14 protein-coding genes and 1 pseudogene are annotated in these 14495 nt (G+C 48.8%); all 15 read left to right on the top strand.

Annotated features, from left to right (window positions below):
* A partial coding sequence (locus VB081_RS01030) for an IreB family regulatory phosphoprotein (protein ID WP_323399011.1) occupies positions 1-244 on the top strand: 244 nt, incomplete at its 5' end.
* Between the two features lie 71 nt (positions 245-315).
* Positions 316-720, top strand: a complete 405-nt coding sequence (ruvX, locus tag VB081_RS01025) for a Holliday junction resolvase RuvX (protein ID WP_323399013.1) — start codon at positions 316-318, stop codon at positions 718-720.
* 27 nt (positions 721-747) lie between these two features.
* Entirely contained in the window at positions 748-1044 is a 297-nt protein-coding gene (locus VB081_RS01020; RefSeq protein ID WP_323399010.1) for a DUF1292 domain-containing protein, read from the top strand.
* A gap of 139 nt (positions 1045-1183) precedes the next feature.
* Positions 1184-1939, top strand: a pseudogene (gene rpsB / locus VB081_RS01015) (30S ribosomal protein S2); the annotation flags it as partial.
* Between the two features lie 158 nt (positions 1940-2097).
* Positions 2098-2745: a translation elongation factor Ts gene (tsf, locus tag VB081_RS01010; RefSeq protein WP_323399009.1), complete on the top strand. Its 648-nt coding sequence runs from the start codon at positions 2098-2100 to the stop codon at positions 2743-2745.
* A 64-nt stretch (positions 2746-2809) separates the two neighbouring features.
* The gene (pyrH, locus tag VB081_RS01005) at positions 2810-3520 is read left to right on the top strand and encodes a UMP kinase (protein WP_323399008.1); all 711 of its coding nucleotides are present in this window, start codon (positions 2810-2812) and stop codon (positions 3518-3520) included.
* Positions 3521-3636: 116 nt separating this feature from the next.
* Positions 3637-4194 (top strand): ribosome recycling factor, encoded by a 558-nt coding sequence (gene frr, locus VB081_RS01000; protein WP_323399012.1) that lies wholly within the window; start codon positions 3637-3639, stop codon positions 4192-4194.
* A complete protein-coding gene (locus VB081_RS00995) occupies positions 4191-4400 on the top strand; it encodes a hypothetical protein (RefSeq protein ID WP_323399007.1) in 210 nt (69 codons plus the stop codon). Before frr ends, VB081_RS00995 begins: the two co-directional genes overlap by 4 nt.
* Positions 4401-4447: 47 nt before the next feature.
* On the top strand, positions 4448-5203 hold the full coding sequence (locus VB081_RS00990; RefSeq protein WP_323399006.1) for an isoprenyl transferase: 756 nt from the start codon (positions 4448-4450) through the stop codon (positions 5201-5203).
* A gap of 3 nt (positions 5204-5206) precedes the next feature.
* A complete protein-coding gene (locus VB081_RS00985; RefSeq protein ID WP_323399005.1) occupies positions 5207-6085 on the top strand; it encodes a phosphatidate cytidylyltransferase in 879 nt (292 codons plus the stop codon).
* A gap of 14 nt (positions 6086-6099) precedes the next feature.
* Positions 6100-7242, top strand: coding sequence for a 1-deoxy-D-xylulose-5-phosphate reductoisomerase (gene dxr, locus VB081_RS00980; protein ID WP_323399004.1), 1143 nt, complete (start codon positions 6100-6102; stop codon positions 7240-7242).
* Between the two features lie 26 nt (positions 7243-7268).
* Positions 7269-8315 carry a M50 family metallopeptidase gene (locus VB081_RS00975; protein ID WP_323399003.1) on the top strand — a complete coding sequence of 349 codons (1047 nt, stop codon included), beginning with the start codon at positions 7269-7271 and terminating at the stop codon, positions 8313-8315.
* An 11-nt stretch (positions 8316-8326) separates the two neighbouring features.
* Entirely contained in the window at positions 8327-9391 is a 1065-nt protein-coding gene (gene ispG, locus VB081_RS00970; RefSeq protein ID WP_323399002.1) for a flavodoxin-dependent (E)-4-hydroxy-3-methylbut-2-enyl-diphosphate synthase, read from the top strand.
* Positions 9388-13701 carry a PolC-type DNA polymerase III gene (locus VB081_RS00965; RefSeq protein WP_323399001.1) on the top strand — a complete coding sequence of 1438 codons (4314 nt, stop codon included), beginning with the start codon at positions 9388-9390 and terminating at the stop codon, positions 13699-13701. Before ispG ends, VB081_RS00965 begins: the two co-directional genes overlap by 4 nt.
* Positions 13702-13876: 175 nt before the next feature.
* Positions 13877-14495 (top strand): preprotein translocase subunit SecD (locus VB081_RS00960; RefSeq protein ID WP_331675907.1); only part of this gene is annotated, 619 nt, incomplete at its 3' end.

The raw sequence follows: 14495 nt of genomic DNA, 5'->3' as shown, positions 1-14495 counted from the left end.
AGATAAAACAATGCACTTCAATTTTGACAAGGAATTGGAAAACCCGGTACGCGGGATCATTCGTATTGTAAGCGAAGCGATGCGCGAAAAAGGATATGATCCGGTAAACCAGCTGATCGGATATATTGTTTCCGGCGATCCAACATACATCACAGGATATAAAAATGCACGTTCACTGATCGCAAGCGTTGACAGAGACGAGCTTTTGGAAGAACTGGTCAGTTTTTATATCAAGCAAATATAGCAAAATGAAGATCACGCCCTCCGGTGTCTGGGCGTGATTTTTTGAATAGGAGAAAAGATTTGGCAAGGATCATGGGTCTTGACGTAGGTGACAAAAGGATCGGGATCGCGTTTTCTGATCTGCTGATGATCACGGCACAGGGGCAGGAAACGTATACAAGGACAGAAGAACAGGCTGATATCGATTATATGATCGCGCTCATGGAAAAAAACGACGTAGGCACGATCGTTTGCGGATTGCCTAAAAATATGAACGGGACGATCGGTGAGCAGGCGGAAAAAGTACAGGCGTTTGCGCAAAAGCTGAAAGAAGCAAGTGGAAAGCCGCTGATCTACTGGGATGAACGCTTGACGACAAAAAGCGCGCACCGCACGCTGATCGAAGCGGATATGAGCCGTAAAAAGCGTAAAAAAGTCGTGGATAAAATTGCTGCCGTTTATATCCTGCAGGGATATATGGACAGTATATCGATATGAAAAGGAATCAGAAAGGGAAATAAGACGATGAGTGAAGAAATGAATTTGATCGAAATGCAGGACGAGGATGGTAACGTATTACAGTTTGAACATTTGTTGACGTTTGAAGTAGATGATAGTTTTTATGTTGCATTTACGCCGGTTGAGAAAATGGAAGAATTTGATGTAGGCGAAGTGCTGATCATGCGCATTGAAGAAGTCGACGATGCGGAGGTTTATGTACCGATCGAAACAGAGCAGGAATTAGACGAGCTTTGGGGAATATTCCAGCAGCTTTATTACGAAGACGACGAGGAACAGGAAGAAGAAGACAGCAAGGAATAATATTCTTGCATTCTCTGCATTCTTTGTGATATAATATCAAACGATAACGCACCTGGAGCGGATTTCAGCACTCGTGCCGGAAACGGTGACGCTGGAGGTAAAGCCCAGGGAGGTATATAAACGAGGAGGTTTATTTAATATGTCAGTTATTTCAATGAAACAACTTTTAGAAGCAGGTGTGCATTTCGGACACCAGACACGCCGTTGGAACCCTAAGATGAAACGGTTCATCTTTACGGAAAGAAACGGTATCTATATCATCGATCTTCAAAAAACAGTCAAAGAAGTAGAAAAAGCTTATTATTTTGTGCGCGACATTGCGATGGATAATAAATCCATTCTTTTTGTTGGTACCAAAAAGCAGGCGCAGGATTCGATTGAAGCCGAAGCAAAACGTTGCGGCCAGTTTTTTGTTGCAAATAGATGGCTTGGCGGCATGCTCACGAACTTCAAGACAATGAGAAGCCGTGTTGGAAGGCTCAATAAGATCGAAGATATGGAAACAAACGGAGACATGGAGCTTCTGCCTAAAAAGGAAGTCATCCAGCTCATGCACGAGAAAGAAAAATTGATGAAAAACCTTGGTGGTATCCGTGAGATGAAGGATCTGCCGGGCGCGCTTTTCATCGTTGACCCGAGAAAAGAAAGAATCGCTATCGCAGAAGCTAGAAACCTTGGTATCCCGGTTGTTGCGATCGTCGATACAAACTGCGATCCTGACGAAGTGGATTACCCAATCCCGGGCAATGACGACGCGATCCGTGCGGTCAAGCTGATCGCTTCCAAGATGGCGGATGCTGTGTTGGAAGGCAAGCAGGGCGAGCAGATGGAAGAAGCGGCAGAAGAAGCGGTTGCTGTTGCGACGGAAGAAGAAATTGAAGTTGCTGCTGCCGAAGAGATCGCGGAAGAAATTGCAAAAGAAATTCTTCCCGAAGAAGTAGTAGTGGAAACAATTGTTGAAGCGCCGGCAGAAGAAGTAGTAGCGGAAACGGTGGAAGCTGCAGCAGTTGAGGAAGAAAAATAATCGTTTTATAATATTTGGAGGGAATATCCATGGTTTCAGCAAGTGATGTAAAGACACTGCGCGAAAGATCGGGCGCAGGTATGATGGACTGTAAAAATGCGCTTTCGGAGGCGAATGGCGATCTAGAAAAGGCAAGTGAAATCCTGCGGGAGAAAGGTCTCGCTGCCGCTGTGAAAAAAGCAGGCAGGATTGCTGCGGAGGGCGTTGTCGGCTCTTATATCCATATGGGCGGTAAGATCGGCGTGCTTGTCGAAGTAAACTGCGAGACGGATTTCGTTGGTAAGACAGATGGTTTCCAGGCGCTTGTGAAAGATATCGCAATGCACATTGCGGCGGCAAATCCGCTGTATGTTTCGGAAGAAGAAGTTGATCCGGCTGTTCTGGAAAAGGAAAAGGAAATCTTGACGGCGCAGGCTCTCAATGAAGGAAAACCTGCAAACGTTGTTGAGAAAATGGTAGAAGGCAGAATCAAGAAATATAAGAAAGAGATTTGCCTGCTCGATCAGCCGTTTGTAAAAGACCCGGATAAAACGATCCAGGATCTTTTAAATGAACAGGTCGCAACGATTGGCGAGAAAATTTCTATCCGTCGTTTTGCAAGATATGAAATGGGCGAAGGCCTCGAAAAAAGAGAAGATGATTTCCAAAAGGAAGTTATGGAACAAGCTGGTCTTTAAGACTTTAAATGAGAGAACACATTTGTGTTCTCTTTTTTTTAGCAAAATGTAAGGAGGGCATACTATGATGGAACCCAAATATAAGAGAGTGATCATGAAAATCAGCGGAGAAGCGCTTTGTTCTGAGAAAAACCATCCGCTTGACTTTGAAATTGTTGGAAATGTGGCGGATCAGATCATTGAAATCGCGCAGCAGGGAGTAGAAGTCGGGATCATCGTTGGCGGCGGCAACATCTGGCGCGGCGCGCGAGTGGGCGCGCACATGGATCGGACGACCGCAGATTATATGGGAATGCTCGCAACGGTCATCAATGCGCTTGCCCTGCAGGATGCCCTCGAAGAAAAGGGTTTGCAGACGCGCGTACAGACCGCAATTGAAATGCGCCAGATCGCAGAGCCTTATATCCGCAGGAAGGCGATGAAGCACTTAGAAAAGGGCAGGGTCGTCATCTTTGCGTGCGGCACAGGAAATCCTTACTTCTCTACCGATACGGCAGCGGCATTGCGCGCGGCTGAAATGGAAGTAGACCTTATTATGCTGGCAAAAAATGTGGATGCGGTCTATGATAGCGATCCGAAAACGAATCCGAATGCGCAGCGTTTTGAGTATATTTCTTATATGGATGTGATCAATAAAGGGCTTTGTGTGATGGATAATACGGCGATCACGCTTTGTATGGATAATCATATCCCGATCATCGTTTTTGGCGTAAACGAGAAAGACAGTATCCAGCGTGTGGTCAGTGGTGAGAAGATCGGCACGACGATCAATTAAGAATCAGGCGAATGGGCATTGTGTTTTATGGCTTTTTACGATACAATATAATGTAGAAAATGAAGACCATTTTGTGCAATCTGAAAACGATGAAAGGAATGGGTTTTGATATGCAAATGGAACATGAGGCACTGAAAACAGCAGACGAAAAGATGGAGAAAACATTAAACGTTCTGCGCAAAGAGTTGGTAAGTATCCGTGCGGGGAGGGCGAATGCGCAGCTTCTTGACGGTATTATGGTAGATTATTACGGTACGCCCACGCCCATCAGCCAGGTGGGCAACATTTCCGCGCCCGAGCCGCGGCTGCTCGTGATTTCGCTTTGGGATACGAACATCCTGCATGAGGTGGAAAAGGCGATACAGACTTCCGATCTTGGTATCAATCCGGCAAACGACGGTAAGTTGATCCGCCTTGCATTCCCGGAGGTGACCGGTGAAAAGCGTCAGGAACTGGTGAAGCTTGCGAAGAAGAAGGCAGAGGAGTCTAAAATTGCGATCCGCGCTATCCGCAGAGACGCGAATGAACTGCTGAAAAAGGAAAAGAAGGCAAGTGAATTGTCTGAGGACGATTTGGAAATGCTGGAAAAAGACGTGCAGGACTTAACAGATAAAAAGATCAAGAAAGTGGATGAAATACTGCAGGCAAAGGAACAGGAAATCCTTGAAATATGATGCAGCTTTTGGGGATGCCTCTTGATCAAGTTTCTAAGATGCTGGAAAAGGAAGCGATTCCTTATAAGGTTGTCTGTTACCGGTCTTATAAGCCGTATGAGGATGCCGACTGTGCCCGCGTGATACGTGTGCGGGAGACGGATGGCGTATATGAGCTCGTTGTCGGTGAATTTAAAACAGAAATTGATGAGAGATCCCAAGGATGACCGGCTTTGGGATTTCATTTTTTACAGCACGTGGAGGAGAGAAGAAATTGGGCCTTTTTTCAAAGAAGAGAAAAGCGGAGCTGATCCATCTGGATATGGAGAACTTGCCTGCACACGTCGCCATCATTATGGACGGCAACGGCAGATGGGCGAAAAAGCGTATGCTGCCGCGCGTTGCAGGACATCGTGCGGGGATGAGCAAGGTAAAGACCATCATCCGTATGAGCAGCGATATCGGTATCCGGTATTTGACCCTGTATGCGTTTTCGACAGAGAACTGGAAACGTCCCAAAGAAGAGGTCGGGGCGCTGATGGGATTGTTAATAGAATATTTACAGAAAGAGCTTGACGAGATGCACGAAAGGAATGTAATATTCAATACCATAGGGGATATTACAAAGCTTCCGAAAGAAGTAATCGCGGTGCTTGAAAACGCCAAAGTAAAGACGAAAAACAACACGGGAATGACGCTCAATATAGCGCTTAATTACGGCTCGCGTACCGAGATCGCCGAGGCGGTCAGAAAGATCGCGCAGGAGGCAAAAGATGGCTGCGTTGCGGTCGAGGATATCGATACGCAGACGATCTCCGATCATCTGGAGACGGCAGGCCAGCCGGATCCGGATTTGATGATCCGTACCAGCGGGGAGGAACGCCTTTCAAATTACCTCTTGTATCAGCTGGCGTATGCGGAGTTCTATTTTACGCCTGTATACTGGCCTGATTTTGACGAAGCAGAGTATGAGAAAGCGCTGATCGAATACCAGGGTCGGCAGAGAAGATACGGCGGACTGAAGGGATAGGGTATGTTAAAAAGGATACTGGTCGCGATACCGATCATTATTATTGTGGCACTGGCGCTGTTTGTACAGAGCTGGGTGCTGGCGATTTTCGCGGTTATTCTCGCGTGCATGAGCCAGTTTGAGGTTGTGCGCGCAATGGATGGCAATGGAAAACCTGTTGTAAAATGGGTGAGCTATTTGTTTGCGGGACTGCTGGCGGTGGACTTTGCAGCGCGGTTTGTGCTCTACTATTATTGGGGATGGGCTGTCGCGTACGATATGTCGCGGGATGTGGTCGTATTGTTTGTCATTATGGTGATGCTGACCTTTGCCGCTTCGATGTTCTCGGAGAAGCATACGGCACAGAGTATAAGCAACACGATCCTGACGCTTGTATATCCGCAGTTGTTCTTTGTCTTGTTCTATATGCTGATTCTGAGCGTACCTGCTCATGGAGCATATTTCAGAACATTGGTTCTGCTTTTGATGGTGTTTTTGCCGGCGATGTTTACAGACACGTTTGCGTACTTCTTTGGCATGGCCTTTGGCAAGCGCAAGCTGTGTCCCTCGATCAGCCCGAAGAAGACGGTTGCAGGGTGCGTTGCGGGACTTGCAGGCGGCGTAGTGGCTGCGTTTCTGATCTGGCTGGTGTTCAGCCAGTGGGTGTATGTGGACGGTAGTCATGTGGAGATGGCTCCGCTTGTAAGCTATATTGTCGCAGGTGCAATATTAGCGGTAATTGCTCAAATAGGCGATCTCTCGGCGTCGTTTTTGAAACGCGCGTTTACGATCAAAGACTTTGGAAAGCTGCTGCCGGGGCACGGCGGTGTTGTGGATAGAGTGGATAGCATCATGTTCTGCATCCCTGTGGTATATCTGCTCTCCATTATGTCAGTCATTTAACAGGAGAAATATATTTGAAAAAAATTGCGATATTGGGAGCAACGGGATCGGTTGGACGGCAGACGCTGGATGTGGCGCTTGCATATCCCGAAGAAATAGAGATAGTATGTATGTCCGCGCATACGCACGCGGAAGACCTGGCAGAGCTTGCGAATCTGGCGAGGCCGGAGTATGTCGTGCTGACAGGCGGCGGTGACGTATCCAAACTGAAGTCTGCGCTTATATACGATGCAAAGGTCATCAGCGGCAAGGATGCATTGAAGCTGGCATGCAATGCAGGAGATCCTGACTTGGTGGCGCTTTCTGTTCTGGGGATCGCGGGGCTGCCGGCGTTTGAGGAATGCCTGAAAAACCATACGACAGTGGCGCTTGCGAACAAAGAATCACTGGTGTGCGGCGGCGAGGTCACGAAAAGCATGATCGACGAGACAGGAACGCTGGTGTTGCCTGTGGACAGCGAGCATTCTGCCTTATTTCAGTGCCTTGGGCAGAAGTACGATGTACAAAAAGTACGCAGGTTGTGGGTCACAGCTTCGGGCGGCCCGTTTCTCAACTGGGAAAAAGAAAAAATATATAATGCGCCGAAAGAAAGCGCGCTGAAGCACCCGCGATGGGATATGGGACAGAAGATCACCATAGATTCGGCCTCCCTTGCGAATAAAGGGCTGGAAGTGATCGAGGCACACTATATGTATCACATGGAACCACAGGATATCAAGGTTTTGGTGCATCCGCAAAGCATGGTGCACTCAATGGTTGAATTCGATGATTGCTCGCTGCTGGCACAGTTGGGGCCGGTGGATATGCGAATGCCGATACAAAAGGCGCTGCTCTATCCGCAGATGAAGGAAAGCCGTCTGACAAAGGCGCTTGATTTTTATGAAATCAGCAGACTTGATTTTATTGAACCGGATATGGAGCGATTCCCTTGTTTGCGGCTTGCGTATGACGCAATGGAAACAAAAACGACAGCGGTATTCAATACGGCCAACGAGGCGGCAGTCGATCTGTATCTGAATGATTGGATATGCTTCGGCAGGATACCGGAAATCATAGAAGACAGTATGCAAACGTTCTGCGGCAGAAATCCGCAGAGCATCGAGGAGATATTGTCGATGGACACCGAGATCAGGAAGCATGTAGCAAGCATGCTGTAATGATATACGGTTTTGGAGGAAAATAATTGCAGATAGTTCTTAGTATTATCGTTACGTTGCTGGTGTTGACGGGGCTTGTGGTAGCGCACGAGTTTGGGCACTACATCGTGGCGAAGAAAAACGGGATCAAAGTGACTGAGTTTGCGATCGGCTTTGGCCCAAAGTTGATCAAGTGGTACAGGAACGGGACAGAGTTCTCGATCCGTCCGTTCTTTGTTGGCGGGTTCAATAAATTTGCCGATGATGAGGAAAAAGACCCGGAGCCGGGGGATTTTCGTGCGGCTTCGCTGAAAAGCCGATTTTTGACGATCATTGCCGGTCCGGCAATGAATATTTTGGTGGCGATCATTTTGTCTACTGTCATACTGATGACGGCGGGCGATTTCCAGATCAACCCCAACCCGCAGTTCACGGTACAGGTTCAGGGCACGGAGCAAAGCTCGCCCGCGGAGACGAGCGGGATATTGCCGGGCGACGTCGTGAGGAGCATGAACGGCATTGAAATACACGACAATGCAAGCTGGAACGAAGCCATCAGCGCAGACAGCGGAGATACGCGCAGCGTTGTGTTGGTGCGGGACGGGCAGGAGATCAAACTTGAAGTTCCGTTCTCAGGGACAAGTGAAGACGGCAGTAAGCTGATTGGGATGAACGTGCAGGCAGAGCCTGTAAAATATAATTTCTTTGAGGCGGTCGGCATGAGCTTTCAGTGGCTTTTCCTGATGATGGGACAAATGTTTACCGCGCTTGGGCAGCTGTTCTTTATGGGACAGGGGCTTGAAAATATGGCGGGGATCGTTGGAGTGGTACAGATCGTCGGACAGGTGATTCCGTACGGGCTGGTGAGCATATTGACGCTGTCTGCGCTTCTGAGCGTGAATTTGGCGATCATCAATCTATTGCCTATCCCGGCGCTCGACGGCGGCAAGATCGTATTATACGCGGTGGAGGGCATACGCAAGAAGCCTGCGCCAATAAAGGTAGAAGGAATATTAAACCTGATCGGCATGGTTTTGGTATTTGGACTGGCGATTTTTCTGGTGTTCCAGGATGTTTCCAGATTGGTTACGTGAGGATGGGTGGTATGAGAACCAAAGCGGTTAAAATCGGAGCTGTGAATATCGGCGGCGGAAACAAAGTGGCGATCCAGTCCATGACAAATACCGATACCAAAAAGGTGCGGGAAACGGTACAGCAGATACTGGCGCTGGAGCAGGCAGGATGCGAGATCGTCAGAAGTGCGATCTATGATGAGGAATGCGCACAGTGTATCCCTAAAATCAAGGAACAAATACACATCCCATTTGTGGCGGATGTTCATTTTGATGCAAATATTGCGGTGGCTGCCATTGAAAACGGTGTGGATAAAATACGCATCAATCCGGGCAATATAGGCAACGAGCAGAAGGTAATGCGGGTAGTCGACGCTGCGAGAGCGGCAGGGATACCCATCCGTGTGGGCGCAAATGCAGGGTCGCTCTCCAAGGAGATTTTGAGCAAATTCGGCGGACCAACGCCCGAAGCGCTCGTAGAGAGTGCGCTTTCCAACATCCGTACCTTGGAAAAAGCAAAGTTTGACAACATTGTCGTATCAATAAAATCGTCGAATGCCCCCGTGTGTGTAAAAGCATACCGTGGGATTTCGAAGCTTGTGCCGTATCCGCTGCATTTGGGCGTAACGGAAGCGGGTACATATAACAGCGCAGTTGTAAAATCGGCGGTAGGGCTTGGCTCCTTACTGATAGACGGGATCGGCGATACGATTCGTGTATCTATCACCGGCGACCCGGTGCAGGAGGTGCATGCGGCGCGTGATATTCTCAAAAGCTGCGGACTATTGAAGGATACGGTAGAGATCATTTCCTGCCCCACGTGCGGCAGATGCACGATCGATATCGAAAGAATTGCGACAAGCATCGAGAAATTTACGAAAGACATCAAGGTTCCAATGAAGATAGCCGTTATGGGATGTGCGGTGAACGGCCCGGGAGAGGCGCGTGAAGCGGATCTCGGTATCGCGGGCGGAAACGGCGAGGGGTTGCTGTTCGCGCACGGAGAGGTACTGCGCAAGGTAGACGAATTCGACATCTTGCCCGAGTTGCGGCGTATGATATTGGAATTAGCGGAAGAAAGGGAGCAAAACAATTGAACGCGCAGATCAAAGATCTTGCACAAATCCTTGACAAAATAAATCATGATGCACGCTTTGCAGATGCGATCCGCTTTGACCGTGTGGAGTATTGTGAAGAACAGGCAATGTTGGATGTTTATTTTAAAACGTCGGCACATCTTGAACCGGTTCATTTTTTGAAATTGAGGAATGCACTCGCGCAGTCGTGCGGCGCCGGGCTGTGCATCCTGCTTGATCAATCAGATTTCAGGCAGGGATTGTGTGACGACAACACAACCCTTGAAAAATATATCAAAGATTTTATAGCGTTGACGCAGCCTACGCTGATCCCCTTTATCCGCTGCGCTAAGATCAGCCTTACGGACAGCCTTCTGCATATCGATTTTGACAGCGATATGAGTGAAGGCATTTTTGCGTCCATGGGAATCAAAGAGAAAATTGAGGCATACCTGCGAGATGCGTATGGCATACAAGCAATGGTGCGTACCGGTATCTCGGATGATGCGGCAGGGGAATATGAGCCGGGTGAAGAAATAGGCAAGCTTCTGGCGGAAGAAAACAAGAAGGAAGAAGCGCCCAAAAAACAGCAGCGGGCAGAGCGAAAAGCGATTATGGCAGAGGACACGCCGCCGTGGGAGGAAAGGCCGACAGCAGCGCCGCGTATGCAGCGTGAGGCAGCACCGGTGTTCGCTGCACAGATATGTAATCTTCGGGCGGATGAAAAATGTACGATCGAAGGGGAAGTCGTTTTTACGGAAGACAGGGAATTAAAAGATGGAGAGCTGGTCAAGCACAAGTTTGTAGTGTGCGACTACAGCGCGAGCATCACTTGTTTTTTTCTGGAAAGCAGCAAATATAAGACAAAACTGGTTGCGCCCAAGGTGGGGCAGTGGATCGTGGTGTCGGGGATGTGTACGGACGATCCCTACGAGCATGAAAAGACGATCAAGGCACAGAAGATCGAGCGTTCGAGCCATAAAGACAGGGAAGATACCGCAGAGGAAAAGCGCGTGGAGCTGCATACGCATACCCAGATGTCTGCGCAGGACGGCGTGTCGGATGTAAAAAAGATCATCAAACGTGCGGCGCAGTGGGGGCACAAGGCGATTGCAATTACAGACCACGGTGTTGTACAGGCGTTCCCTGATGCGGCAAACGCCGCGAAGCAAAACGGCATCCGTGTTATTTATGGCGTGGAAGCATATATGATTGACGACTCAAAAAGAGTCTATGATTCCGGCAGGTCGAAAAGCTTTGATGAAGAATACGTTGTTTTTGATATTGAAACGACAGGGCTTTCGCACATCAATTGCGATATTACGGAAATTGGTGCGGTGCGCGTGAAAAACGGCGAAGTCACAGATCGATTCCAGAGCTTTGTAAAGCCGTCGAAACCGATCCCGCCCAAGATCGTTTCGCTTACGGGCATCACAGACGATATGGTGAAGGACGCACCGCTTCCGGAGGAAGCGCTGCGTGCATTCAAAGAGTTCTGCGGCGAAGACGCGGTACTTGTGGCGCATAATTCGGATTTTGATACAAAATTCATTTTCCATAAATCCAAGGAGTTTGGGATATCTTATCGCAATAAGGTCGTGGATTCGCTTGCGCTGTGCCGCCTTGCTTTCCCCAAACTTAAAAACCATAAACTGAATACGGTGGCGGCGTATTTGCGCATCCCGCTTGAGCACCACAGAGCGGTGAATGACGCGGTCTGCACAGCGGAAGTAATGCTGCGCTGCTTTGAAGAATTCCGTAAAAACGATGCACAAGATATGCAGGGTGTGAACAGCTTGTTCGCAGGGCATGCCGGTGGGAAAAATGCGAAAGCGTATCATACCATCATTCTGTGTAAAAACAAACGGGGGCTGCGAAACCTGTATAAGTTGATTTCTCATGCGCATCTGGATCACTTTTACCGCAAGCCGCGCATGCCTAAGAGCCTGATCGAGGAACACCGCGAAGGGCTTATCATCGGTTCCGCTTGTGAAGCAGGAGAGCTTTATCAGGCGCTATTGATGGGCGCATCGGAAAAGAAACTGGAAGAAATTGCAGGTTTTTACGACTATCTGGAAATCCAGCCGGTTGGAAACAATGCGTTTATGGTAAAGCAGGGGATTCTAGCAAGCGATGAAGATATCAAAACATGCAATCGCAGGATCGTGGAGCTTGGGAAGAAGCTTTCAAAGCCTGTAGTAGCGACCTGTGACGTACACTTCCTCGATCCGCAGGACGAATATTTCAGGCGCATCATTTTTCAGGTGCAGGGGTATGACGATACGGAGCAGGCACCGCTTTATTTGCGTACGACAGACGAAATGCTAAAAGAATTCGCATATTTAGGGGAGCAGACTGCATACGAAGTGGTTGTGACCAACTCAAATAAAGTAGCGGATATGACGGAGGAGATCGAGCTCTTTCAGTCGGACACGGCAATGCCAGTGATCGAGGGCGCTGCCGACAAGATCACGGAGCTTGCTTTTCGGACGGCGAAGGAGAAATACGGCGATCCGTTGCCTGAGCTCATTGAAGCAAGGCTGAAGCGCGAGCTTGACTCGATTGTGGGTCACGGCTTTTCCGTGCTCTATTACAGCGCGCACCGATTGGTTAAAAAATCAAACGAGGACGGGTATCTGGTCGGTTCGCGGGGGTCTGTCGGTTCCAGCCTTGCGGCGACGATGACGGGAATCACAGAGGTTAACCCGCTGCCGCCGCATTATGTATGCCCGAACTGCAAGCATTCTGATTTTGATATCGACAAAGAAAGCTATGCGGTGGGCGTTGATTTGCCGGACAAGGATTGTCCTCAATGTGGGACTGCGTATTTAAAAGATGGATATGATATCCCGTTTGAAGTATTTCTGGGCATCGACGCGGACAAGGTGCCAGATATCGACCTCAACTTCTCAGGTGAATATCAGCCCGTCGCGCACAAATACACGGAAGTATTGTTTGGAGAAGGGCATGTGTACCGCGCGGGGACGATCAGTGCGGTAAAGGACAAGATCGCATATGGTTATGTAAAAAAATTCCTTGAGCAAACGGGAACCTACGCAAATGAAGCGGAGATCAACCGTCTGGTACAGGGCGTTTCGGGCGTCAAGAAAACCACGGGACAGCACCCGGGCGGGATCGTTATCGTGCCGTCCGACAGGGAGATATACGAATTTACGCCTGTCCAGCGTCCGGCGGATTCGGCAGACGCTGAATGGGTAACGACGCACTTTGACTTCAACTCTATGCACGATATCCTGATCAAACTCGATATTCTGGGGCACGACGTTCCGACTATCATAAGGCTGCTGCAGGATATGACAGGCATCGATCCGCTGACCATACCACTTGACGACAAGCCGACGATGGATCTGTTTTCGGGTTTAAAGCCGCTCAAGCTAAAGCCTGCCGACCTGCTCGGCATACAGACGGGCACGCTAGGCATACCGGAGTTTGGCACAAAGTTTGTGCGTCAGATGTTGATGGATACCAAGCCGACCAGTATGGCGGAGATCATCCGCATCAGCGGACTTTCCCACGGTACGGATGTGTGGATCGGAAATGCGCAGGATTTGATCAAGGCGGGGACTTGTACTTTGCGTGAGGCGATCTGTACCCGTGATGATATTATGAACTATTTGGTGGACAAGGGCGTAGAGAAGCGCACGGCCTTCTTTATTATGGAGGCGACCAGAAAGGGAAAGATCGCTAAAAACGGCTTTACGGAGGATATGCAAAAGGCGCTTGACGATGCGCATATTGCGGAATGGTTTGTGCAGTCGTGTAAAAAGATCAAATATATGTTCCCTAAGGCGCACGCTGCGGCATACGTCATCATGGCCTACCGCATCGCGTACTGCAAAGTGCATCATCCCGAGGCGTTTTATGCGTCGTATTTTACCGTGCGCGCGGGCGAATTTGACGCGTCCTATGTGACGGGCGGGGTAGATGATATCAAGAAAAACTGGCAGATGCTTGAAAACAAGGGAAAAAGCGCAACTGCAAATGAAAAAAACATGGCGACGATGCTCGAGGTGGCGTGTGAGATGTATTTGCGCGGCATCCACTTTTTGCCGGTCGATCTTAAAAAATCGGATATCGATAAGTTCCGGATCGAGAAGGACGGCATTAGGCTGCCCTTCCTTTCTGTGCCCAAGCTGGGCATCAGTGTTGCGGCTGCCATTGCCGAGGAACGGGAAAAGGCGGATTTTCTTTCCATTGAAGATTTACGAAAGCGGGCAAAGGTATCGGCATCGGTGATCGAAGAAATGCAAAAAATGGGTACCCTTACCGGCCTCACAGAAACAAACCAGCTTAGTTTGTTCGATTTGTAGCGTACTTGATTTTCAATTGACTATTGCGTGCGGCGGCTATATAATATATGAGTGAGTTTTCTTATGGAATTGCGTTGTGCAAACGTTCCGGCACAGGCAGTTCCGTTTTTCATCATTGGCGCACGAACAGGCTTTCGGGTGTGAATGGAAATAATAGAATTGGGAGGAACAACAAATGAGGAAGCGAAGCGTAATCGGCATTATTGTTACATTTGTTTTAATTGCTTTGCTGTGTATCTTTCTCGTAAACGGTTTTTCTGCCGGTATTTATGATATCAAGCCCTTAAGCGGTATTCAGCAGGGACTTGATTTGACCGGTGGCGTATACGTCGTTTACCAGGCGGATGACACATCAATAGAAAATTTTGATCAGAAGATGGACGGGGCAATGCTTGTCTTGCGGCAGCGTCTCGACGCAAAGGGATATACGGAGGCGACCATCACAAAACAGGGCTCGGATAAGATCAGGGTAGAGATACCGATCAATGAGAGCAGTGAGGTGAAGGATCCGGATGAAGTATCGAAATTCATTGGTACGCCCGCTAAGCTTGCATTTGTCGATCCGGATGGGAATACGATCTTGCAGGGCGAACAGATCGAGCGTGCACAGGTAACGCAGGATTCAAGCAATCCAAATGCTTATGCCGTGGCTTTCAAGTTAAACGACGAAGGTGCACAGGCGTTTGGGGAAGCGACAAAAAAATATGTAGGAAAAGAGATATCCATCACCATTGACGGAGAAACGATTTCCGCGCCGACAGTGCAGTCCGTGATTGCAGGCGGCGAAGGCGTGA

This window comes from Christensenella sp., assembly GCF_034927525.1.
Taxonomy (GTDB): Bacteria; Bacillota; Clostridia; order Christensenellales; family Christensenellaceae; genus Christensenella.
This window is presented reverse-complemented; position numbering and strand designations above follow the sequence as displayed.

What these genes read in the sequence shown, in the direction of transcription:
- ruvX (WP_323399013.1), top strand. Translation starts at nt 316, where the DNA reads ATGGGTCTTGACGTAGGTGACAAAAGGATCGGGATCGCGTTTTCTGAT.
- VB081_RS01020 (WP_323399010.1), top strand. Translation starts at nt 748, where the DNA reads ATGAGTGAAGAAATGAATTTGATCGAAATGCAGGACGAGGATGGTAAC.
- tsf (WP_323399009.1), top strand. Translation starts at nt 2,098, where the DNA reads ATGGTTTCAGCAAGTGATGTAAAGACACTGCGCGAAAGATCGGGCGCA.
- pyrH (WP_323399008.1), top strand. Translation starts at nt 2,810, where the DNA reads ATGATGGAACCCAAATATAAGAGAGTGATCATGAAAATCAGCGGAGAA.
- frr (WP_323399012.1), top strand. Translation starts at nt 3,637, where the DNA reads ATGGAACATGAGGCACTGAAAACAGCAGACGAAAAGATGGAGAAAACA.
- VB081_RS00995 (WP_323399007.1), top strand. Translation starts at nt 4,191, where the DNA reads ATGATGCAGCTTTTGGGGATGCCTCTTGATCAAGTTTCTAAGATGCTG.
- VB081_RS00985 (WP_323399005.1), top strand. Translation starts at nt 5,207, where the DNA reads ATGTTAAAAAGGATACTGGTCGCGATACCGATCATTATTATTGTGGCA.
- ispG (WP_323399002.1), top strand. Translation starts at nt 8,327, where the DNA reads ATGAGAACCAAAGCGGTTAAAATCGGAGCTGTGAATATCGGCGGCGGA.